Below are 20,864 nucleotides of genomic sequence, written 5' to 3'. Positions count from 1 at the left end.
CTCAGCCGAGCGAGGCGGTGAACTCCTTGGCGCGGCGGGTGATCCCGGCCCAGTCGCCGTCCGCGACGGCCTGCGGCGGGACGACGTCGGTCCCGGCGCAGACGGCGAGCGCGCCGTGGTCGAGGAAGGCCCTGGCGTTGCCGGCGTTGACGCCGCCGGAGGCGACCAGCGGGACGTCGGGGTAGGGGCCGCGCAGGTCCTTGAAGTAGCCGGGGCCGAACGCCTTCGCGGGGAATATCTTGACCGCGGCGGCGCCGAGGTCGACGGCGTCGGCGACCTCGCTGGGCGTCAACGCGCCCATCACGACCGGGACTCCGGCCTCGCGGGCGGTGTCGGCGACGGCCGGGCGCAGGCCGGGGGTGACCAGGAAGCCGGCCCCGGCGGCGATCCCGGCCCGGGCCTGGTCGGCGGTGAGCACGGTGCCGACGCCGATCCGGCAGCCGGCCCCGGCGGCGCGGGCCAGGTGGCGGGTCACGTCCGGTGTGGTGAAGGTGAGTTCGGTCCAGGCGATGCCGCCCTCGGCGAGCGCCTCGCAGAGCGCGACCGCGTCGGGGATCACGGGGGCCCGCACCACGGCGATCACCGGCTGCCGGGCCAGGGCCGCGCGCAGTTCGGTCGTTTCGGTTCCCATGCTGGCGATTCCTCTTTCCGTGCTGGTCGTTGGGGGTGGCGGTGGCCGAAGGAGGCTTCCCGCCCTTAAAGGTGACGGTGTGTCAGGTCACGGCCCGGACCTTGCGGTCGGCGCCGCGCCGCAGGGCCCGGCCGGCCAGGTCGCCGGTGGGTTCGCCGTCGGTGAGCGCGGGGACGCCGTTGACCAGGACGTGCCGGATGCCCTCGGCGGGCTGCCGGGGCCGGTCGAAGGTCGCGGTGTCGCGGACGGTGTCCGGGTCGAACAGGACCAGGTCGGCGTGGTGGCCGGGGCGGATCAGGCCGCGCCGGTCGAGGCCGAGGCGGCGGGCGGGGCGGCCGGTCATCCGGGCGACGGCCTGTTCGAGCGTGAGGACGCCCAACTCGCGGCCGTAGCGGGCCAGGTAGCGGGGGAACGTGCCCCAGGCCCGGGGGTGCGGGCGGGCGCCGACCAGCAGTCCGTCGCTGCCGGCGGTGTGCACGGGGTGGCGCATGATGGCCCGGACGTTCTCCTCGTGGCCGACGTGCTGGAGGATCGTGGTGCCCAGCCGGTCGGCACGCAGCAGTCCGAAGAAGACCTCGGTGCCGGTGCGGCCCTGTTCGGCGGCGAGTTCGGAGACCTTCCGGCCGACGACGGCGGACAGCGCGCCGTGCCGGACGCCGGAGACCTGGATGGTGTCCCAGTCGGTGACGACGCCGTGGCAGCCGTCGCTGCCGCGCTCCTCGACGTCGGCGCGGATGCGCTCGCGGGCGGCGGGGTCGGCGAGCCGGGCGAGGGTGGCTTCGGGGCCGCCCTCGGTGGACCAACTGGGCAGCAGGGCGGCCAGAGTGGTGGAGCCGGGCAGGTAGGGGTAGCTGTCGAGGGTGAGGTCGACGCCGTCGGCGAGGGCGGCGTCGACCAGGGCGAGGAACTGGCCGGCCCGGCCCTCGTTGACGCCGAAGTTCATGGTGGCGTGGGTGAGGTGCAGCGGGCAGCCGGAGCGGCGGGAGATCTCGACCATCTCCGCGTAGCCCTCCAGCGCGCCCGCCCCGTAGGAGCGCTGGTGCGGGGCGTGGAAGCCGCCGCGGGCGGCGACGACGGTGCACAGCGCGACGAGTTCGGCGGTGCCGGCGTACATGCCGGGGGTGTAGGTGAGGCCGGTGGACATGCCGACCGCGCCGTCGGCCAGCGCCCGGTCCACCAGCTCGCTCATCCGGGCGAGTTCGGACCCGGTGGGGGGCCGGTTGTCCCAGCCCATGGCGAGCATCCGGACGGTGCCGTGCGGGACGAGGTAGCAGGTGTTGACGGCGGCTCCGGCGTCGAGGCGGTCGAGGTACTGGGCGACGGTGCGCCAGTTCCAGTCGAACTCGGCGTCGGCGGGATCGCCGTTCCAGCCCGCGAGTTGGCGGCGCAGCGCGGCGAGGGTGGTGTCGTCGACGGGGGCGTAGGAGAGGCCGTCCTGGCCGAGGACCTCCAGGGTGACGCCCTGGGTGATCCGGGAGGGGTGGTCGGGTTCGAGGAGCAGCCGCAGGTCGGAGTGGGCGTGCATGTCGATGAAGCCGGGGGCGAGCACCAGCCCGTCGGCGTCGATCACCTGACGTCCCGTCAGCTCTTTTCCCGCCCGGTCGATCTCCGCGATGCGGCCGTCGGTGACGGTGACGTCGGCGCGGTAGCGGTCGGCGCCGGTGCCGTCGACCACGGTGGCGGCGCGCAGCAGCAGGTCGGCCATCAGAAGTACGTCCGGACCAGGTCGACGACGCGGGGGCGCTCGGCGTCGGCGTGGTCGAGGACGGGGATGAGGCTCCACTTGTCGAAGGCGGTGCAGGGGTGGGACAGGCCCAGCCGCAGGACGGCGCCGACGGGGGCGGCCGGTCCGGCGTCGCGCAGGAAGGCGTGCTGGTCGTTGAGGGCGGTGACGGCGGCCGTGGCGTCCAGTGGGCCGCCGCCGCGGACGAGTTGGGGTTCGGGCAGGCCCTCGTCGAAGGGGAGGTCGCGCTTCCCGGCGTCGAGCAGGGCGAGTCCGGGTTCGGGGTGGGAGACGACCCGGGCCCAGCCGTGCAGGGCGGAGCGCAGCGGGGTGGCGCCGGTGGCGCGGGCCAGCGGGGAGATGCCGCGGTAGAAGCCGTCGTCGTGGGCGAGGTAGGCGCCGGCCCGGACGATCACGGCGGTGCCGGGGACCTGCTCGGCCAGCGGGGTCAACTCCTCGGCGACGGTGTCGAAGTAGGCGCTGCCGCCGGCGGTGACCACGGGGGTGCGGGTGGGGTAGTCGGGCGCGAGGCGGCGGTGCAGGTCGGCGAGGTCGCGCAGGTAGCCGCGGACGGCGGCGAGGGCGGTGGCGGAGGCGTCGTGGGCGAGGGCGCCCTCGTAGCCGCCGACGCCGGCCAGCCGCAGGGTGGGGGCGGCCAGGACGGCGGCGGCCACGTCGAGGGCGGCGTCGACGCCGCGGGCGCCGGTGCGGCCGCCGGGGCCGCCGAGTTCGACCAGCACCTCGACGGGGTGCCGTGCTCCGGCGGCGCGCAGGGCGGCGTCCATCTGCCGGACGCTGTCGGCGGAGTCGACCCAGGAGGTGAAGGCGAAGCCGGGGTCGCGGTCGAGTTCGGCGGCGATCCAGGCGAGGCCGGCGGGGTCGAGCAGGGTGTTGGCGAGCAGCAGGCGCCGGACGCCGAAGGCGCGGGCGACCCGCAGCTGGGGGAGGTTGGCGAGGGTCACGGCGTGGGCGCCGGAGGCGAGTTGGGCCTGCCAGAGGGCGGGGGCCATGGTGGTCTTGCCGTGCGGGGCGAGCAGCACGCCCGCGTCGCGGCACCAGGCGGCCATGGTGCGCAGGTTGTGGTCGAGGGCGGCGGCGTCGAGGGTGAGCAGGGGGGTGCCGAGGCCGTCGAGGGCGGGGCGGGTGGCGAGCCAGTCGCGGACGGTCAGTCCGTGGGCGGCGGCGGGGACGGCCTTGAAGCGGAAGTCGAGCGCCTCGTCGGCGAGGGCGGCGACGGCGGCGGGGTCGATGCCGGGGCCCTGGGCGGGGTCGGCGAAGTACCGCCGTCGCGCGCCCGTCTCCCGCGCCGCGCCCGCCTCCCGCGCCGCGCCCGGCCGCCGTTCCGCGCCCGGCCGCCGTTCCGCGTCCGCCCGGTCCACCGTCTCGCCCATCGCCGTACCTCCGCTCGAACCCCGACCCGCCTGCGAGCTGGGGAGTTGCAACATGTGCAACCTCTATTGCGCATGTTGGTGATACGGTTCTAGCATTCACGCCGGACGGCGGTCAACGGACCGCGACGCGGCCCGTCCACCCCTCCCACCAGGCACGCAGCACCGGGCTCACCGCCGAGCGCCGGTCCGCGCGGGCCGCCGGCGGCGGGAGCGGGGCACGGGCCCGAGGGCGAGGGAGCGGGATTGATGGCGGATCAAGGCGGTGCGGCGGCCGCCGCCCGGGCGGTGTGCCTGGGCGAGTCGATGGCGGTGCTGCTGCCCGACCGGCCGGGGCCGTTCGAGGCCGTCGGCGCGTTCCGCCCCTCGGTGGGCGGCGCCGAGTCCAACGTGGCGGCGGCGCTGGCCGCGCTGGGCGTGCCGACGGCGTGGATCAGCCGGGTCGGCGCGGACGGCTTCGGCCGCCGCCTGACGGGCGACCTGGCCGCGGCGGGCGTGGACGTGTCGGCCGTCGCGGTCGACCCGCACCGCCCCACCGGCGTGTACCTGAAGGAGACCGGCGGCTCCGGCCTGCCGCACGACCTCGGCCCGGGCCGCTCCCGGCTGCACTACTACCGCACCGGCTCGGCCGCCTCCGCGCTCTCCCCCGCGCTGCTGGACGACCCGGCCGCCGCCGCCCTGCTGGACGCCGCGCCGCTGCTGCACCTGACCGGCATCACGCCCGCCCTGTCGGACGGCTGCCTGGCCCTGGTGCGCGCCCTGTTGGCCCGCCGCCGCCCGGGCCGGCTGGTCTCCTTCGACCTCAACTGGCGCCCCGCGCTGTGGCGCCTGCGCGACCCGGCGGTGCTGCCGGAGCTGCTGGACGCCGCGGACGTGCTGCTGCTCGGCGCGGACGAGGCCGAGGACGCGTTCGGCACCGGCGACCCGCGGGCGCTGCGCCGCCGCTTCCCCTCCCCCGCCACGCTGGTGGTCAAGGACTCCGGGCACCTGGTCACCGCGCTGGACCGGGACGGCGGCGCGGTCACCGAACCGGCGCTGCGGGTCGAGGTGGTGGAGCCCACCGGCGCGGGCGACGCGTTCGCGGCCGGCTACCTGGCGGGCACCCTGCGCGGCCTCGACCAGCGCTCCCGGCTGCGGCTGGGCCACCTGGCGGCGGCCGGCGCGCTGACCGCGCCCACCGACCACGGCGCGCTGCCGGACGCCCGGACGGTGGCCGCGCTGCTGGCCGCCGACGAGCGGGACTGGGCGGCGACCCGGGTCTCCGCGTCCGGCATCGACTCCCCCGCCCTGCCCGCCCCGGCCGCCCGGCCCGTCCCCGCGCCCTGACCCCGCCGACCCGCCGGTCCGCCGACCCGCCGACCCGCCGACCGCCCGCACCCCCTCCCGGCACCCTCGAAGAACACTCGGGACACCCATGAGCCAGACCGTCACCCGCGCCCTGCGCCTGCTCGCCGAACTCGGCGAGGGCGAACGCTCCCTCGACCAGCTGGCCGACCTGATCGGCGTGCACAAGACCACCGTGCTGCGGCTGCTGCAGAGCCTGGAGGAGGAGCGCTTCGTCCACCGCGACGCGCAGTACCGCTACCACCTCGGCGCGGGCCTGTTCGCGCTCTCCAGCCTCGCCCTGGAGCAGCGCGGCATCCGGCGCACCGCCGCCCCGCACCTCGCCGAGCTGAACGCGGCGACCGGCCAGACCGTGCACCTGGCCGCGTACGAGGGCGGCGAGGTGGTGTACATCGACAAGTACGACTCCCGGCACCCCGTGCGGATGTACTCGCGGATCGGGCTGCGGGCGGCGCTGCACAACACGGCGGTGGCCAAGGTGCTGCTGGCCGACCTGCCGCCGGTCGAGCGCCGCCGGGTGGTCGACGGCATCGAGTTCACCGTGCACACCCCGCGCACGATCACCAGCCCGCAGGCGCTGCTGGCCGAGCTGGACCAGGTCGCCGCGCAGGGCTGGGCGCAGGACCACGCCGAGCACGAGGCGTTCATCAACTGCGTGGCCGCGCCGATCCGGGACGCCTCGGGCCGGGTGGTGGCCGCCGCGTCGATCTCGGTGCCGGACGTGGTCCTCCGCTACGAGCAGGTGCTCGACCTGCTCCCCCAGCTGCTCGCCTGCACCCGGGCGATCTCCGCCGACGCGGGCCTCCCGGCCCGCGGCACCGTCCACTGACGAACCGTCACCAACCTTCTGGAGCAAGACGCATGAGCGACAAGACCGAGGTCCGTACCGACGGCGCGCCCGCCCCGGCCTGGATGTTCTCCCAGGGCGTGCGCAAGGGCCCGATCCTCCAGGTCTCCGGCCAGGGCCCGCAGGACCCGGCGACCGGCGCGTACCTGTACCACGGCGACGTGAAGGCGCAGACCCGGCGGACGCTGGAGAACGTCAAGGCGATCGTCGAGGCCGGCGGCGCGAGCATCGAGGACGTGGTGATGTTCCGCGTCTACCTGACCAAGCGGGCCGACTTCCCGCTGATGAACGAGGTGTACGCCCAGTTCATCGAGGAGAACATCGCGCCGGGCGGCGTGAAGCCCTGCCGCACCACGATCTTCGTCGAACTCCCGCAGGAGCCGATGCTGGTGGAGATCGACGCCCAGGCGGTCGTCACCGGCTGACCCCGGCGCCGCACGAAGGCCCCCGGTCCCGCGCGGACCGGGGGCCTTCGCGCGGCGGTACGCGGGCACCGCGCGCCGAACGGGAACCGACGGCCCGTCGGTTCCGCTCAGGGCCCGGCGGGGGCGGCCCGGCCGACGATCGCGCCCGCCCGGTCGACGCAGATCACGTCGACCGTGACGGGCGCGCCGAGCAGCACGCCGAGGGCGGTGGCGCGGGCCCGTTCGGCCACCAGGTCGCCGAGCGGGACGCCCGCCGCCGCGCACGACTGCACCGCCTCCAGGGCGGTGTTGGCGGCGGCGACCCGCGCGGCCAGCTCCTCGGTCGCGCCGCCCTCCCGGGCCAGCGCGGCGAGCCGGCCCTTGTCGACCTGGGAGCGGCCGGAGTGCAGGTCGAGGTGGCCGTCGGCGAGCTTGGAGAGCTTGGCGAAGCCGCCGCAGACCGTCAGCCGGGGCACCGGGTGGCGGCGCAGGTACTTCAGGACCGCCCCGGCGAAGTCGCCCATGTCGAGCAGCGCGTCCTCGGGCAGGCCGTACTCGGCGGCCACCACCTTCTCCGAGGTCGAGCCGGTCGCGCCCGCGACGTGGGTGTGCCCGGCGGCCCGGGCCACGTCGATGCCGCGGCGGATCGAGTCGATCCAGGCCGAGCACGAGTAGGGGACGACGACGCCGGTGGTGCCGAGGATGGACAGGCCGCCGAGGATGCCCAGCCGCGGGTTCCAGGTGTGCCGGGCGATCTCCTCGCCGCGGTCGACGGACAGCTCCACCTCCACGTCGCCGGACGCCCCGAACTCCCGGGCCACCTCGGCGACCACCTCGCGGATCAGCTGCCGGGGCACCGGGTTGACGGCCGGTTCGCCGACCGCCAGCGGCAGGCCCGGCTTGGTGACCGTCCCCACCCCCGGGCCGGCCCGGAACACCACCCCGCTGCCCGCCGGGCCCGGCCGCACCGTGGCGCGGACCAGCGCGCCGTGCGTCACGTCCGGGTCGTCGCCCGCGTCCTTCACCACCCCGGCGCTGGCCCGGCCCGCCGCGACCTCCTCCACCGCCAGGGCGAACGCGGGCCGCTCCCCCTTCGGCAGCGTGATCACCACCGGGTCCGGGAAGCCGCCGCCGAGCAGGGCCGTGTACGCCGCCTTGGTCGCCGCCGTCGCGCACGCCCCCGTGGTCCAGCCGGGTCGCAGCCCGCTGCTGCGCAACTGGCCCCGGCGCCCGCCCCCGGCCGCTCCGCCCCCGGCCGCCGGAGCGCCGTCCCGCACCTCACCGCTCACCGCTGTCCGCCCTCGTCGACTCGTCCGGCCTGCCCCGCTCCTGCCGCCCCACCGTCCCACGCCGGCCGTCCCGACCGCCCGGTTAGGGTGGTGTGTCCTGACCGCAGCGGCCCCGGGAGCCCGTCATGCACGTCCTGATCCTCGGCGGCACCAGCGAGGCCCGCCGGCTGGCGGACGTGCTGGCGGCCGACCCGGCGCTGCGGGTGACCAGTTCGCTGGCCGGGCGGGTGGCCCGGCCCCGGCTGCCCGTCGGGGAGGTCCGGATCGGCGGCTTCGGCGGCCCGTCCGGCCTGGCCGCCTGGCTGCGCGCGCACGCCGTGGACGCGCTGCTGGACGCCACCCACCCGTTCGCCGAGCGGATCAGCCGCAACGCGGCGCTGGCCGCCGCCGAGACCGGCACCCCGCTGCTGGCGCTGCGCCGCCCCGGCTGGGACCCGCAGGACGGCGACCGCTGGCACCCGGTGCCGAGCCTGGCCGCCGCCGCGCAGGCGCTGCCCGCGCTCGGCACCCGGGTGTTCCTGACCACCGGACGCCAGGGCATCGCCGCCTTCGCGCACCTGGACGGCCTGACCTTCCTGGCCCGCTCGGTCGAGCCGCCCGAACCGCCGATGCCCGCCGCCACCGACGTGCTGCTGGAGCGCGGCCCGTTCACCCTGGACGGGGAGCGGGCGCTGCTGCGCGCGCACCGCATCGAGGTGCTGGTGACCAAGGACAGCGGCAGCGCCGCCACCGCCCCCAAGCTGACCGCCGCCCGCGAACTGGGCCTGCCGGTGGTCGTGGTGCAGCGCCCGGCCGCCCCGGAGGGCGTGCGCACCGCCCCGGACGTCGCCGGGGCGGCCGACTGGGTGCGGCGGCTGGACCGCTGCCGGGCCCGCCCGGCCTGACGCACCGGCGACCACCCCGCTACTCCTCGGGGTAGCGGCGCGGCGTCCACACCACCTCGGCCCCGCCGCCGCGCCGCACCCACCGGGTCTGGGTGGAGCCGACCAGCAGCAGGGTGCGCATGTCGACGTCCGCCGGGTCGAGCGCGGCGAGTTCGACGGTGCGGACCCGCTCGGTGGGACCGCCGACGTCCCGGGCCAGCACCACCGGAGTCTCCGGGGAGCGGTACTCCAGCAGCAGGTCGCGGGCCGAACCGACCTGCGTGGTGCGGGACTTGGAGCCGGGGTTGTACAGCGCGAGGACCAGGTCGGCCTCGGCGGCGGCGCGCAGCCGGCGGGCGATCACCTCCCAGGGCTTGAGCCGGTCGGAGAGCGAGATCACCGCGTAGTCGTGGCCGAGCGGCGCCCCGGCCCGGGAGGCGGCGGCGTGCGCGGCGGTCATGCCGGGCAGGACCCGCACCGGGACGTCCCGGTAGGGGTCCTCGCAGGCGGCTTCGAGGACGGCGGTGGCCATCGCGAAGACGCCGGGGTCGCCGGAGGAGACCACGGCGACCCGGCGGCCCCGGCGGGCCAGCTCCAGGGCGAACTCGGCCCGGACGCCCTCGACCTTGTTGTCGGAGCCGTGCCGGACCTGCCCGGCGCGGACGGGCACCCGGTCCAGGTAGGTGGTGTAGCCGACCAGGTCGGTGGCGTTCGCGAGGGCGCCGCGCGCCTCGGGGGTGAGCCAGAGCGGCCCGGCGGGACCGGTCCCGACCACCACCACCTCGCCGACCGGCTCACCGACCGCTTCGCCGACCGCTTCGCCGACCACCTCCGGGCCGTCCTGCACCTCCGGACCGTCCTGGGCCGGGGCCGCGAAGGGCCGCCCGGCGGAGTCGAGCGCGGCGACCTTGCTGGGCAGCACGGCGACCGAGAAGTACGGCACGCTCTCCGGGTCGATCCCGGCGAGCGCCCCGGTGCGTTCGCCGTCCATGGTGGCGCGCTCGACGTAGCGGGCGTCCGCCAGCCGGCCGGTGCGCTCCAGGGCGCGGCGGACGGCGGGGAAGGTCCGGCCGAGCTTCATGACGACGGCGGAGTCGGTGGCGGCGAGGCGGGCGGCGAGCTCCTCCTCGGGGAGGGTGCCGGGGATGATCGTGAGGATCTCCTCGGCCTCGACCAGCGGGGTGCCCAGCCGGGCGGCGGCGGCGCTGATCGAGGTGACGCCGGGGACGACCTCGGTCGGGTAGCGTTGCGCGAGCCGCTTGTGCATGTGCTGGTAGGAGCCGTAGAACAGCGGGTCGCCCTCGGCGAGGACGACGACGTCGCGTCCGGCGTCGAGGTGGGCGGCGAGCCGGGCGGCGGCCTCCTGGTAGAAGTCGTCGAGCGCGCCGCGGTAGCCGCCGGGGTGGTCGGTGGTCTCCACCGTGACGGGGTACATCAGCCGCTCTTCGAGCTGACCGCCCGTCAGGTACCGTTCGGCGATGGCGCGGGCGTGCGAGCGGCCGTGCCGGGCGCAGTGGTAGGCGATGACGTCGGCCTTGCCGATGAGTTCGGCGGCGCGCACGGTGACCAGCGAGGGGTCGCCCGGTCCGACGCCGACGCCGTACAGCCGGCCGACGCCGCGGCCGCTCTGCTGACTGTCCGTCATTCTTCTTCGCTCGCAATCGCGTTGATGGCGGCGGCGGCGATCGCGCTGCCGCCGCGGCGGCCCCGGACCACCAGGTGTTCCAGGGCGGAGGGGTGGTCGGCGAGGGCCTGCTTGGACTCGGCGGCGCCGATGAAGCCGACCGGGACGCCGATCACGGCGGCGGGCCGGGGCGCGCCCGCCTCGACCAGCTCCAGCAGGCGGAACAGCGAGGTGGGGGCGTTGCCGACGGCGACGACCGCGCCCTCCAGCCGGGGCAGCCACAGTTCCATCGCGGCGGCGCTGCGGGTGGTGCCCATGGCGCGGGCGAGTTCGGGGACGGCGGGGTCGGTGAGGGTGCAGAGCACCTCGTTGCCGGCGGGCAGCCGCTTGCGGGTCACCCCGCTGGCGACCATGTTGACGTCGCACAGGATCGGCGCGCCGTCGAGCAGGGCGCGGCGGGCGTCGGCGACGGCGTTCGGCGACCAGAGCAGGTCGTCGACCAGGTCGGTCATGCCGCAGGCGTGGATCATCCGGACGGCGACCCGGGCGACGTCGGCGGGCAGGTGGGCGAGGTCCGCCTCGGCCCGGATGGTGGCGAAGGACTGGCGGTAGATGGCCGCGCCGTCCTTCTCGTAGTCGATCATTTGGGCCTCCGCCATGGGGTGTTCCGGGCTTCGGCGACTGCCTCGGCCGTTTCGTTCTCTTCGGTGTCGCGCGCGGCGCCGTCGACGGTGACGCGGTGTCCGGCCGCGGTGGCCAGCACGTCGACCCAGCGGCCGGCGGGGTGTCCGCAGCGGCGGGCGCAGCCGGACCAGTGGACGGGCAGCCCCTCGGCGGGGACGTCGGCGACGGCCCGGGCGGCCTGGGCGCGGACGTCGGCGAGGGACTTCCCGCAGCCGGGCAGGCCGGTGCAGGCGGTGACGCCCTCCCAGGGGCCGCCGGGGACGGTGCGGAATCCGGCGTCGGCCAGCCGCGGCAGCCAGGAGCCGTCGGCGCCGGGCAGCACGACGCCGCGCCAGGGGGTGAGCCGGGCGGCCCGCGGGCCCGCACCGCGTTCGCCCTCCCGGGCCCCCTCGCCCAGCGCCGCCGCGAGCAGCCGCCACTGCGCGCTGCCCGCCCGCCCGAACCGCAGGCCGACCGAGAGGCCGCCGACCGCCGCCCCCACCGCGCCCGCCGCGCCCGCCACACCTGCCGCCCCCACCGCGCCGAGCGCGGGCGGCTCCCCGGCGAACGGGGGCAGCGGGACGTCGCCCTCGGGCAGCTCGGCCTGGAGCTCGCGCGGGTGCCAGGCCCGGCCGGCGGCGAGGTCGAGGAAGCGGCGGGCGGCGTCGAGCGCGGCCGGGACGGGGGTGTCGACGGCGGTGGCGCGGCGGGCCCGGCCGAGGCGGAGCAGGGCGCGGCCGGCGCCGACTGCGATCAAGGTCACATCGGCGTTCAGCGCGGCGACGTCGCCGCGGCCGTCGTCGAGGGCGAACAGGAACTTGCCGGACAGCCCGGCGGCCCACGGCGCGGCGCACAGCGCCCGGTCCAACTCCCGTACCCAGGGCGCGATCCCGTCTCCGCCGACGCCCCGACCGTCGAGCCCGGCGAGCGGCGAGGCGACCACGTTGCGGACGCGCTCGTGGGTGTCGGAGGGCAACAGGCCGACGGCGCGCAGCCGTTCGGCGAGGTCGGCGGCGCAGCCGTCGGCGAGGCCGCGCAGCTGGACGTTGCCGCGCGAGGTGATCTCGACCTCGCCGTCGCCGAGGGCGTCGGTGGCGTCGGCGACCGCGAGCAGCTGACGGGGCGTCAGGAACCCGCCGGGCAGCCGGAGTCGGGCGAGGTTGCCGTCCTCGGCGGGGTGCAGGCGGAGCGCGCCGGGGCAGGCGTCGGCGCGGCCTCGGTCGGGCCCGACGGAGGGTGCCTGGGCGGCGTCGGGTGTGGGTGGCATGGCGGCGAGCATACCCATCGGGTGCGGGCGCGCCACCGCCTCGTGCGTCACACCCGGGGTCCGCCCGGGCGTCCGGCCCGCGGTCCGGCCGGGCCGGCGATTGCGCAGCTCAGGGCGGGGCGGGGAGGGGGCGGGGGTGCGGACGGTCGGGTTTCGGTCAGCGTCACAGGTCACACTCCCCCGGGGGCCGATCACCCCGTACGATGCTGCCGGGCGCCTCTCGGGGCGTCCGCTGCCAGCGACGGCACAGCGGAGGAAGTCCGGTGCGAATCCGGGGCGGTCCCGCCACTGTGACCGCGGCTCAGTGAGCCGCGGGAGCCAGGAACTCCGGCCGTCCTCCACCGCCCGGGGCGAGGACCCCGAGGAAGGCTGTTCCATGCGCTGCCGCATGCCCGTGCCCCGGCGGGCGCCCGCCGTCGCCGGGCCGTCCCACGCCGCCCGTGCCGGGCTGCCCCGCGCCGTCCGCCCCGCGCTGTCCGAGCCGTCCGAGACGCCCGGGAGGGCCTCCGCATGATCCTGCTGCTGTCCACGTCCGACACCGACCTGCTGAGCGCCCGGGCGTCGAGCGGCCCGGTGCCGTTCCGCTGGGGCAACCCGGCGCGGCTGTCGCCCGAGGAGCTGCCCGCGCTGCTGGAGGGCGTGGAGCTGGTGGTGGTGCGCCTGCTGGGCGGGCGCCGGGCCTGGCAGGAGGGGCTGGACGCGCTGCTGGCGGGGCCGCGCCCGGTGGTGGTGCTGACCGGCGAACAGGCGCCGGACGCGCAGCTGATGGAGCTGTCGACCGTCCCGGCGGGCATCGCGGCGGAGGCGCACGCGTACCTGGCGCACGGCGGTCCGGCGAACCTGGCGGAGCTGGGCGCGTTCCTCTCCGACACGGTGCTGCTGACCGGCCACGGCTTCGCGCCCCCGGCCTCGGCCCCGGCCTGGGGTCCGCTGGCGCGGGAGGCGCGCACCGCCGAGGGCCCGGTCGTCGCGGTGCTGTACTACCGGGCGCACCACATGAGCGGCAACACGGCGTTCGTCGAGACGCTCTGCCGGGCGGTCGAGGACCGGGGCGCCCGGGCCAGGGCGTACTTCTGCGCGTCGCTGCGCGGGGCGGAGCCGGAGCTGCTGGCGGAGCTGGGCGCGGCCGACGTGATCGTGACGACCGTGCTGGCGGCGGGCGGCACCCGCCCGGCGGACGCGCAGGCGGGCGGGGACGAGGAAGCCTGGGACGCCGGGGCGCTGGCCGCCCTCGACCGTCCGATCCTCCAAGCCCTCTGCCTGACCTGGTCGCGGGCGCAGTGGGAGTCCAGCGACGACGGCCTGTCGCCGCTGGACACGGCGACGCAGGTCGCGGTGCCGGAGTTCGACGGCCGGCTGATCACCGTCCCGTTCTCGTTCAAGGAGGTCGACGAGGACGGCCTGACGGTCTACGCGGCGGACCCGGAGCGGGCGGCGCGGGTCGCGGGCATCGCGGTGCGGCACGCCCTGCTGCGGCACACCCCGGCGGCCGAGCGCCGGCTCGCCCTGGTGCTGTCCGCGTACCCGACCAAGCACGCCCGGGTGGGCAACGCGGTGGGCCTGGACACCCCGGCGTCGGCGATCCGGCTGCTGGAGCGGCTGCGCGCGGAGGGCATGGACCTGGGCGACGACCTGCCGGGCCTGCACACCGGGACCGACCGGGCCCACGAGGGCGACGCGCTGATCCACGCGCTGATCGAGGCGGGCGGCTACGACCAGGCGTGGCTGACCGAGGACCAGCTCTCGCGCAACCCGGTGCGCATCCCGGCCGCCGACTACCGGCGCTGGTACGCCACCCTCCCGCAGGGGCTGCGCGAGCGGGTGGAGGAGCACTGGGGCCCGGCGCCGGGCGAGCTGTACGTGGACCGGTCGCAGAACCCGGACGGCGACCTCGTGCTGGCGGGCATCCGCTCGGGCAACCTGCTGGTGCTGATCCAGCCGCCGCGCGGTTTCGGCGAGAACCCGGTGGCGATCTACCACGACCCGGACCTGCCGCCCAGCCACCACTACCTGGCGGCCTACCGGTGGATCGCGGCGGACCGCGCGGACGGCGGCTTCGGCGCGCACGCGGTGGTGCACCTGGGCAAGCACGGCAACCTGGAGTGGCTGCCGGGCAAGACGGCGGCGCTGTCGGCGGAGTGCGGCCCGGACGCCGCGCTCGGCGACCTGCCGCTGGTCTACCCGTTCCTGGTGAACGACCCCGGCGAGGGCACCCAGGCCAAGCGCCGGGCGCACGCCACCCTGGTCGACCACCTGGTGCCGCCGATGGCGCGCGCCGACTCCTACGGCGACATCGCCCGCCTGGAGCAGCTCCTGGACGAGCACTCGAACATCGCGGCGATGGACCCGGCGAAGCTCCCGGCGATCCGGGCGCAGATCTGGACGCTGATCCAGGCCGCCAAGCTCGACCACGACCTGGGCCTGGACGAGCGCCCGGAGGACGACGGCTTCGACGACTTCCTGCTGCACGTGGACGGCTGGCTGTGCGAGGTGAAGGACGCGCAGATCCGCGACGGCCTGCACGTGCTGGGCCAGGCCCCGGCGGGCACCGACCGGGTGAACATCGTGCTGTCGATCCTGCGGGCCCGGCAGGTCTGGGGCGGCGTGCGCGCGCTGCCGGGCCTGCGCGAGGCGCTGGGCCTGGACGAGGCGGCGCTCACCCTGGGCGCGACGGACGCCGCCGAGGCGCGGGCCCGCTCCCTCGTCGAGGCGATGGAGGCGGAGGACTGGAACCCGGCCGCGGTGGAGAAGGTCGCCGCCGGGCTGCCGTCCGCCGTCGCCGACGTGCTGGACTTCGCGGCGGCCCAGCTGGTGCCGCGACTGGCCGCCACCACCGACGAGTTGGACGCGGTGCTGCACGCCCTCCAGGGCGGTTTCGTCCCGGCCGGCCCGTCCGGCTCGCCGCTGCGCGGGCTGGTCAACGTGCTGCCCACCGGCCGCAACTTCTACTCGGTGGACCCGAAGGCCGTCCCGTCCCGGCTGGCCTGGGAGACCGGCCAGGCGCTGGCGTCCTCGCTGGTCGAGCGCTACCGGGCCGACAACGACGGGCAGTTCCCGCCGTCGGTGGGCCTCTCGCTCTGGGGCACCTCGGCGATGCGCACCGCGGGCGACGACATCGCCGAGGCGCTGGCCCTGCTGGGCGTGCGCCCGGTGTGGGACGACGCATCGCGCCGGGTGACCGGCCTGGAGCCGATCCCGGCGGCCGAGTTGGGCCGCCCGCGGATCGACGTGACGCTGCGCATCTCGGGCTTCTTCCGGGACGCCTTCCCGCACGTGGTGGCGCTGCTGGACGACGCGGTGCGCCTGGCCGCCCGCCAGGAGGAGCCGGACGAGCAGAACTTCGTCCGGGCCCACGTGCAGGCCGACCTGGCCGAGCACGGCGACGAACGCCGGGCCACCGTCCGGGTGTTCGGCTCCCGCCCGGGCACCTACGGCGCGGGCCTGCTCCAGCTGATCGACAGCCGGGACTGGCGCACCGACGCCGACCTGGCCGAGGTGTACACGGTGTGGGGCGGCTACGCGTACGGGCGCGGCCTGGACGGGCGGCCCGCGCGCGAGGAGATGGAGACCGCGTACCGGCGGATCACGGTGGCGGCGAAGAACACCGACACCCGCGAGCACGACATCGCCGACTCGGACGACTACTTCCAGTACCACGGCGGCATGGTGGCCACCGTCCGGGCGCTGACCGGCAGCAGCCCGGCCGCGTACATCGGCGACTCGACCCGCCCCGAGACGGTGCGCACCCGCACCCTGACCGAGGAGGCGGCCCGGGTCTTCCGCGCCCGGGTGGTCAACCCGCGCTGGCTGGAGGCGATGCGGCGGCACGGCTACAAGGGCGCGTTCGAGATGGCCGCGACCGTCGACTACCTGTTCGGCTACGACGCGACCACCGGGGTGGTCGCCGACTGGATGTACGAGAAGCTGACCGAGGAGTACGTGCTCGACCCGGTCAACCGCGAGTTCTTCGCCGAGGCCAACCCGTGGGCCCTGCACGGCATCGCCGAGCGCCTGCTGGAGGCCGCCGGGCGCGGCCTGTGGGCGGAGCCGGACGCGGCGCTGCTGGACGAGCTGCGGCAGGTGCTGCTGGAGACGGAAGGTGATCTGGAGGGCGAGTGAGCCCGCGGGATCGGGGCATGAGGGGGGCGTCCCTGACATGCCGATGATCGAATAGGGGTGTCTTCCCGCCCTCCCGGGCGGACAATCTCCGCATGAGCCTGCGAACCGCACTCACCCGACCGGCCCGCTACGGCGCGCTGGCCTCGGGCGCCCTGCCCGTCCTGACCTTCCCCGGCGTCGGCCTGGCCTGGCTGGCCTGGGCGGCGCTGGTGCCCGGCCTGCTGCTGATGCGGGCGGCGGGCGGGCCGCGCGAGGCGGCGGTGCGCGGCTGGTGGTTCGGCGCCGGGTTCATCCTGACCGGGATGTACTGGCTGATCCCGTCGATCGGCCCGGCGCTGCCCGTCCTGGCGGTGCTGTTCGGCGCGCTGCAGGCGCCGCTGGGCCTGGCCGCGTGGTGGCTGCTGCACGGCGAGCCGGCGCCGCGCCGGGCGGCGGCGGCGCTCGCGGTGCTGCCCGCGGTGTGGGTGAGCGCCGAGTTCGTCCGCTCCTGGGGCGCGCTGGGCGGGCCGTGGGCGCTGCTCGGCGCCACCCAGTGGGAGCACCCGGCGGTGCTCGGCCTGGCCTCGATCGGCGGGGTGTGGCTGGTGAGTTGGGCGCTGGTCGCGGTCAACACGGCGCTGCTGGTGCTGCTGTGCGCGCACGAGCTGCGGCTGCGCGCGGCGGCGGGGGCGGCCGCGCTGGCCGTCGTCCTGGCGGGCCCGCTGGCGTTCGCCGAGCAGGCCGCCCCGGCGACCTCCGGTTCGGCGTCGGTGGCGCTCGTCCAGGTCGGCTCGACCGCGGACGAGCAGGCCCGGCTGGAGGCGAACGTCAAGATCACCCGCGGCCTGGTCGGCAGCCCGCTGGACCTGGTGGTGTGGGGCGAGAGCTCGACCACCGACGACCTGGACCGAGACCCCGCGACGGTGCAGCGGCTGGCGGCGCTCTCGCGCACCACGGGCGCCCAGCTGCTGGTCGGCGAGGACGCCCGGAAGGCCGACGGCCGGATCTCCAAGGACGCGGTGCTGGTGGACGGTTCGGGCCTGGTGGCGCGCTACCGGAAGATCCGGCTGGTGCCGTTCGGCGAGTACATCCCGCTGCGCCCGCTGCTGGGCTGGATCGCCGGGGTGAGCGCGGCGGCGGGCGAGAACCGGGCCCCGGGCAGCTCGGTGCACCTGCTGCCGGTGGCCGACCGGGAGGGGCGTCCGCTGCCGGTGGGCGCGCTGATCTGCTTCGAGTCGGCGTTCCCCGACCTGTCGCGCACCAGCGCGCAGCAGGGCGCCGCGCTGATCGTCTACCAGTCGGCGACCTCGACCTTCCAGTCCACCTGGGCCCCGGCCCAGCACGCCTCGCTGGGCGCGCTGCGGGCGGCGGAGACCGGGCGGCCGGTGGTGCAGGCGGCGCTGACCGGGGAGTCGGTGGCGTACGACGCGCAGGGCCGGCGGCTGGTGCGGCTGGGCACCGACGAGACCGGCGCGGCGACGGTCCGGCTGGCGCTGGCCGACCCGGCGGCCCGCACCTGGTACGTCCGGCTGGGCGACTGGGTGCCGCTGACGGCGCTGGCGGTGGTGCTGGCGGCGGCCGGGACCGCCGCCGGGCCGCTGCTGCGCGAACGGCGCCGCCCGGGCCCGCCGCCGTCCTCGGCGCCCGCCGGCGCGCCCCCGGCCCGGGTCTGAGCCGCGTCCGCCCGCGCTACTCGTCGCCGCCCGGCTCCACCACGTGGATGCCGAACAGCGCGCCCTGCGGGTCGCGCAGGACGGCCAGCCGCGGCCCGTCGGGGACGTCGGTGGGCGGGAGGGTGACGGTGGCGCCGAGCAGGGCGGCGCGCTCGGCGCCGAGGTCGGCGTCGGCGACCGCGAAGTACGGCATCCAGTAGGGCGGGACCTCGGCCGGGAACTGGTCGGACATGTCCATCATGCCGCCGAAGTCCCGGCCGCCCAGGCCGAACTCGGTGTACATCTCACCGGTGTTGACGCTCCAGCCGAACACCCGGGCGTAGAACTCGGCGGCGGCCCGCGGGTCGCGGGTGGCGAGCTCGACCCAGCCGAGCGAGCCGGGCTCGTCGCGGACGTCGACCCCCTGCATCGCGGCGGGCTGCCAGGTGGAGAAGACCGCGCCGACCGGGTCGGCGGCGACCGCGAACCGGCCCCAGTCCAGGGCGTCCGTCGGCCCGGCGATCAGCCTGCCGCCGGCGTCGGCGATCTCGTCGGCGGTGATGTCGGTGTCGGCGGTGTGGAAGCCGATGGTCCACGCGGTGGGCTGGTCGGGCTGCGTCAGGCCGCTGAGCCCGGCGACGAGCTGCTCGCCCAGGTAGAGCCGGGTGTAGCCCGCCGCCCCCTCCTCCGGCACCGCCTCGGCGCGCCAGCCGAACAGCTCGTGGTAGAAGGCCCTGGCGGCGGCCGGGTCCTTGGTGGCGAGCTCCACCCAGCAGGGCGCGCCGGGGCTCGGTCGGGTGATCTTCACGGTCGGTTCATCTCCAGGGTCGCTCTGCACCGCTCTGCCGCGGACGGGCCCGCGCTCCGCCCCGCCGCCTCACCCCTCCACCTTGCCGGGATACCGGCGGGTAGCCGGGGGCTGGTGGGCCGAACGGGAGGGCGGCGCGTCCGCGCGGGCGACGCGTGCGCACGAACGAGACGGGACGGACGGGACGGGCGGGACGGGGGAATGCGGCCGGGAGCGCCGGTTGTTCAAATTGGAACCACGGTGTAGCGTCGGGCGAGCACGATTCGGTTCGAATTTGAACAACCTGGTGACGGCTCGCACCGGACCGCGAGCGCAGGCGACCACCACCCGCGGCCCCGGAGGGACCCGACATGACGCACCCCGAGACCAGCCGACAGCTCCCCGCCGCCACCGTGCGCTCCCGCGTGCGCGTCCCGCTCGCCTTCGGCGACGGCTACCGCGTCGAGGCCGACGTCCACACCTTCCACGGCCTGGCCGACGGCGCCGAACACCTCGCCCTCGCCCTGGGCGACCCGTCCCCGACCGCCGCCCCACTCGTGCGCCTGCACTCCGAGTGCCTCACCGGCGACGTCTTCGGCTCCGCCCGCTGCGACTGCGGCCCCCAGTTGCGCGAATCCGTCCAGCGGATCGCCGAGACCGGCGGCTACCTCCTCTACCTCCGCCAGGAGGGCCGCGGCATCGGCCTCTACAACAAGCTCGACGCCTACGCCCTCCAGGACTCCGGCCTCGACACCTACCAGGCCAACGCCGCCCTCGGCCTCCCCGAGGACGGCCGCGACTACACCCCCGCCGCCCAGATGCTCACCACCCTCGCCGCCCCCGCGATCCGCCTGCTCAGCAACAACCCCGACAAGGCCGCCCAACTCACCGCCCTCGGCATCACCATCACCGAACGCGTCCCCACCGGCGTCCACCTCTCCCCCAGCAACCTCCGCTACCTCCGCGCCAAGGCCGACGGAACGGCCCTCTCCCTCGCGCACGACATGCTGCGGGTGAGCACGGCCTGACCGGAGACGGGACACCTGAACGCCCCGAACGTGACGGACCCTCCACTGCCGCAGGTCGAAGAGACCGCGGAAGGACAGCCACACGCGCGAGCCGTCCGCCGCCTGCTCGGCCCGGCCCGGCGTCTCGACCCGTCCCGGGCCACGCGCTCCGGCGGACGTTCAGCGACGGCGGCCGAGGAGGGCGGTCGTGTCGGTGCGGCGGTGCCAGGCGATGACGGCGAGCGGGACCATGAAGAGGAACGGGGTGCCGGCGTTCTCGCCGTGCATGACGGTCAGCTGGGTGACGAACGCGCAGGCCAGGAAGGCGATCAGCGCCGTCGCGGCGGGCCCGGCCAGGCGGGGCAGCAGGAGGCCGACGGCGCCGGCCAGTTCCACCAGGCCGGTCAGGTACATGAACCAGTCGCCCACCCCGATCGCGTCGAAGACGGTGGCGGCGGCGGGGAGCGCCAGCAGCTTGGGCAGCGCGCTGGCCAGAGCGAAGAACAGTGCGAGCAGGACGCGCAGCGTCCAGACCGTCCGGACGACGGCCTTTCCGGGCTTCGCGGCAGTGGCGGTCGTGGCGGCGGTGTCGGTGTCGGTCGTGGCGGCAGTGGCGGTCGTGGTGGTGGACATCTGAGGTGCTCCCCGGTCGGTGGTCGTCGCTCTCACCGGCTTCGACGGAGGGGACCGCCCGGACTCATCGGTGCGGGGCGGGAAAGTTTCCGCCCCGCGGCCGGGTAGTCCGGGGCGGGGCCGCTGGAGGCTCAGGGTGCCGGGGGTGCGTCCCACCAGCGGTCGGCCGTGGCGCGGGCGAGTTCGGCGTCGTACTGCCGGGCGTCGAAGTGGAAGTCGGGCAGGGGCGGTCCGTCGTCCGGGGTCTCCCAGTCGGACCAGACCACGAGTTCGCCGTACCGCCGGACGGTGGCGGCCAGGTAGCCGCAGCAGCCGCCCGTGCACTCGGGTTCGCCGAGCTCCACCCGGCGGGCCCGGTCGGTCGCCCGGAGCGGGCCGTCCCCGTCGGCCGGCAGCAATCGGGGGGCGTAGCTGCCGAGACCGTCGGGCCCGGCCGCAGCCTCCACCAGGTCCTCGCCGTCGACGCGGACCCGCACCTGGGCGGGTGAACGGACGGTCGCCCGGATCTCGATCTCCAGTCGGTTGAACACCGCCCCACCCTAGGGGAAGGCGCGGAACCGCACCCGGGGACGGCCCGATCGGGCGCGGCGGGACGGTGACGGCGGGTGGCCGTTCGGTGGCCGTCCGGGCCCGCAGCGCCGACG

The 20,864-nt window shown here is 76.4% G+C and carries 17 protein-coding genes and 1 riboswitch; of the genes, 7 read left to right on the top strand and 10 right to left on the bottom strand.

Annotated elements, in window-relative coordinates:
• Position 1: 1 nt before the first annotated feature.
• From K353_RS02740 to K353_RS02730, 3 genes are all read right to left on the bottom strand, one after another.
• Positions 2 to 631: a bifunctional 4-hydroxy-2-oxoglutarate aldolase/2-dehydro-3-deoxy-phosphogluconate aldolase gene (locus K353_RS02740; protein ID WP_111551947.1), complete on the bottom strand. Its 630-nt coding sequence runs from the start codon at positions 629 to 631 to the stop codon at positions 2 to 4.
• A gap of 82 nt (positions 632 to 713) precedes the next feature.
• Positions 714 to 2,336: an amidohydrolase family protein gene (locus tag K353_RS02735; RefSeq protein WP_111551946.1), complete on the bottom strand. Its 1,623-nt coding sequence runs from the start codon at positions 2,334 to 2,336 to the stop codon at positions 714 to 716.
• Positions 2,336 to 3,745, bottom strand: coding sequence for an alanine racemase (locus K353_RS02730; protein ID WP_111551945.1), 1,410 nt, complete (start codon positions 3,743 to 3,745; stop codon positions 2,336 to 2,338). The genes K353_RS02735 and K353_RS02730 overlap by 1 nt, the downstream gene beginning before the upstream one ends.
• A gap of 246 nt (positions 3,746 to 3,991) precedes the next feature.
• Here K353_RS02730 and K353_RS02725 point away from each other — a divergent pair, with 246 nt between their 5' ends.
• From K353_RS02725 to K353_RS02715, 3 genes are all read left to right on the top strand, one after another.
• Positions 3,992 to 5,068: a sugar kinase gene (locus tag K353_RS02725; protein ID WP_111551944.1), complete on the top strand. Its 1,077-nt coding sequence runs from the start codon at positions 3,992 to 3,994 to the stop codon at positions 5,066 to 5,068.
• A gap of 88 nt (positions 5,069 to 5,156) precedes the next feature.
• A complete protein-coding gene (locus K353_RS02720; RefSeq protein ID WP_100839413.1) occupies positions 5,157 to 5,915 on the top strand; it encodes an IclR family transcriptional regulator in 759 nt (252 codons plus the stop codon).
• Positions 5,916 to 5,947: 32 nt separating this feature from the next.
• Positions 5,948 to 6,358, top strand: coding sequence for a RidA family protein (locus K353_RS02715; RefSeq protein WP_111551943.1), 411 nt, complete (start codon positions 5,948 to 5,950; stop codon positions 6,356 to 6,358).
• A gap of 107 nt (positions 6,359 to 6,465) precedes the next feature.
• Here K353_RS02715 and K353_RS02710 read toward each other — a convergent pair whose 3' ends face one another.
• Positions 6,466 to 7,626, bottom strand: coding sequence for a cobalt-precorrin-5B (C(1))-methyltransferase (locus K353_RS02710; RefSeq protein WP_199527964.1), 1,161 nt, complete (start codon positions 7,624 to 7,626; stop codon positions 6,466 to 6,468).
• Positions 7,627 to 7,751: 125 nt separating this feature from the next.
• Here K353_RS02710 and K353_RS02705 point away from each other — a divergent pair, with 125 nt between their 5' ends.
• Complete coding sequence (locus K353_RS02705) at positions 7,752 to 8,510, top strand: cobalt-precorrin-6A reductase (RefSeq protein WP_111551942.1); 759 nt, start codon at positions 7,752 to 7,754, stop codon at positions 8,508 to 8,510.
• A 19-nt stretch (positions 8,511 to 8,529) separates the two neighbouring features.
• Here the strand turns inward: K353_RS02705 and K353_RS02700 are convergent, their stop codons facing one another.
• Genes K353_RS02700 through K353_RS02690 form a run of 3 tightly spaced genes read right to left on the bottom strand, consistent with a single transcriptional unit; the run spans position 8,530 to position 12,043 of the window.
• Positions 8,530 to 10,134, bottom strand: coding sequence for a precorrin-2 C(20)-methyltransferase (locus K353_RS02700; RefSeq protein WP_111551941.1), 1,605 nt, complete (start codon positions 10,132 to 10,134; stop codon positions 8,530 to 8,532).
• Positions 10,131 to 10,757 carry a precorrin-8X methylmutase gene (locus tag K353_RS02695; RefSeq protein ID WP_111551940.1) on the bottom strand — a complete coding sequence of 209 codons (627 nt, stop codon included), beginning with the start codon at positions 10,755 to 10,757 and terminating at the stop codon, positions 10,131 to 10,133. Before K353_RS02695 ends, K353_RS02700 begins: the two co-directional genes overlap by 4 nt.
• Entirely contained in the window at positions 10,754 to 12,043 is a 1,290-nt protein-coding gene (locus K353_RS02690; RefSeq protein ID WP_233533319.1) for a hypothetical protein, read from the bottom strand. Before K353_RS02690 ends, K353_RS02695 begins: the two co-directional genes overlap by 4 nt.
• A gap of 259 nt (positions 12,044 to 12,302) precedes the next feature.
• A riboswitch (cobalamin riboswitch) is annotated at positions 12,303 to 12,367 on the top strand.
• A gap of 186 nt (positions 12,368 to 12,553) precedes the next feature.
• Here K353_RS02690 and cobN point away from each other — a divergent pair.
• Together cobN and lnt are read left to right on the top strand one after the other, a co-directional pair.
• A complete protein-coding gene (gene cobN / locus K353_RS02685) occupies positions 12,554 to 16,162 on the top strand; it encodes a cobaltochelatase subunit CobN (RefSeq protein ID WP_111551939.1) in 3,609 nt (1,202 codons plus the stop codon).
• 92 nt (positions 16,163 to 16,254) lie between these two features.
• On the top strand, positions 16,255 to 17,814 hold the full coding sequence (gene lnt / locus K353_RS02680; RefSeq protein WP_111551938.1) for an apolipoprotein N-acyltransferase: 1,560 nt from the start codon (positions 16,255 to 16,257) through the stop codon (positions 17,812 to 17,814).
• 16 nt (positions 17,815 to 17,830) lie between these two features.
• On the opposite strand, the gene K353_RS02675 is transcribed toward lnt, so the two are convergent.
• The gene (locus K353_RS02675; protein ID WP_111551937.1) at positions 17,831 to 18,601 is read right to left on the bottom strand and encodes a VOC family protein; all 771 of its coding nucleotides are present in this window, start codon (positions 18,599 to 18,601) and stop codon (positions 17,831 to 17,833) included.
• Positions 18,602 to 18,951: 350 nt separating this feature from the next.
• On the opposite strand from K353_RS02675, the gene ribA reads away from it, so the two are divergent.
• The gene (gene ribA, locus K353_RS02670; protein ID WP_111551936.1) at positions 18,952 to 19,608 is read left to right on the top strand and encodes a GTP cyclohydrolase II; all 657 of its coding nucleotides are present in this window, start codon (positions 18,952 to 18,954) and stop codon (positions 19,606 to 19,608) included.
• Between the two features lie 159 nt (positions 19,609 to 19,767).
• On the opposite strand, the gene K353_RS02665 is transcribed toward ribA, so the two are convergent.
• Together K353_RS02665 and K353_RS02660 are read right to left on the bottom strand one after the other, a co-directional pair.
• Complete coding sequence (locus tag K353_RS02665) at positions 19,768 to 20,220, bottom strand: DoxX family protein (RefSeq protein ID WP_111551935.1); 453 nt, start codon at positions 20,218 to 20,220, stop codon at positions 19,768 to 19,770.
• 131 nt (positions 20,221 to 20,351) lie between these two features.
• A complete protein-coding gene (locus K353_RS02660; RefSeq protein WP_111551934.1) occupies positions 20,352 to 20,750 on the bottom strand; it encodes a hypothetical protein in 399 nt (132 codons plus the stop codon).
• Between the last annotated feature and the right edge of the window lie 114 nt (positions 20,751 to 20,864).

Origin of the sequence: Kitasatospora sp. SolWspMP-SS2h (genome assembly GCF_003259315.1) — a bacterium.
Classification (GTDB): Bacteria; Actinomycetota; Actinomycetes; order Streptomycetales; family Streptomycetaceae; genus Kitasatospora; species Kitasatospora fiedleri.
The sequence above is the reverse complement of the archived record's forward strand: the minus strand, read 5'-3'. Positions and strand labels throughout refer to the sequence as shown.

What these genes read in the sequence shown, in the direction of transcription:
- K353_RS02740 (WP_111551947.1), bottom strand. Translation starts at nt 631, where the DNA reads ATGGGAACCGAAACGACCGAACTGCGCGCGGCCCTGGCCCGGCAGCCG.
- K353_RS02735 (WP_111551946.1), bottom strand. Translation starts at nt 2,336, where the DNA reads ATGGCCGACCTGCTGCTGCGCGCCGCCACCGTGGTCGACGGCACCGGC.
- K353_RS02730 (WP_111551945.1), bottom strand. Translation starts at nt 3,745, where the DNA reads ATGGGCGAGACGGTGGACCGGGCGGACGCGGAACGGCGGCCGGGCGCG.
- K353_RS02725 (WP_111551944.1), top strand. Translation starts at nt 3,992, where the DNA reads ATGGCGGATCAAGGCGGTGCGGCGGCCGCCGCCCGGGCGGTGTGCCTG.
- K353_RS02720 (WP_100839413.1), top strand. Translation starts at nt 5,157, where the DNA reads ATGAGCCAGACCGTCACCCGCGCCCTGCGCCTGCTCGCCGAACTCGGC.
- K353_RS02715 (WP_111551943.1), top strand. Translation starts at nt 5,948, where the DNA reads ATGAGCGACAAGACCGAGGTCCGTACCGACGGCGCGCCCGCCCCGGCC.
- K353_RS02705 (WP_111551942.1), top strand. Translation starts at nt 7,752, where the DNA reads ATGCACGTCCTGATCCTCGGCGGCACCAGCGAGGCCCGCCGGCTGGCG.
- K353_RS02700 (WP_111551941.1), bottom strand. Translation starts at nt 10,134, where the DNA reads ATGACGGACAGTCAGCAGAGCGGCCGCGGCGTCGGCCGGCTGTACGGC.
- K353_RS02695 (WP_111551940.1), bottom strand. Translation starts at nt 10,757, where the DNA reads ATGATCGACTACGAGAAGGACGGCGCGGCCATCTACCGCCAGTCCTTC.
- K353_RS02690 (WP_233533319.1), bottom strand. Translation starts at nt 12,043, where the DNA reads ATGCCACCCACACCCGACGCCGCCCAGGCACCCTCCGTCGGGCCCGAC.
- cobN (WP_111551939.1), top strand. Translation starts at nt 12,554, where the DNA reads ATGATCCTGCTGCTGTCCACGTCCGACACCGACCTGCTGAGCGCCCGG.
- lnt (WP_111551938.1), top strand. Translation starts at nt 16,255, where the DNA reads ATGAGCCTGCGAACCGCACTCACCCGACCGGCCCGCTACGGCGCGCTG.
- ribA (WP_111551936.1), top strand. Translation starts at nt 18,952, where the DNA reads ATGACGCACCCCGAGACCAGCCGACAGCTCCCCGCCGCCACCGTGCGC.
- K353_RS02665 (WP_111551935.1), bottom strand. Translation starts at nt 20,220, where the DNA reads ATGTCCACCACCACGACCGCCACTGCCGCCACGACCGACACCGACACC.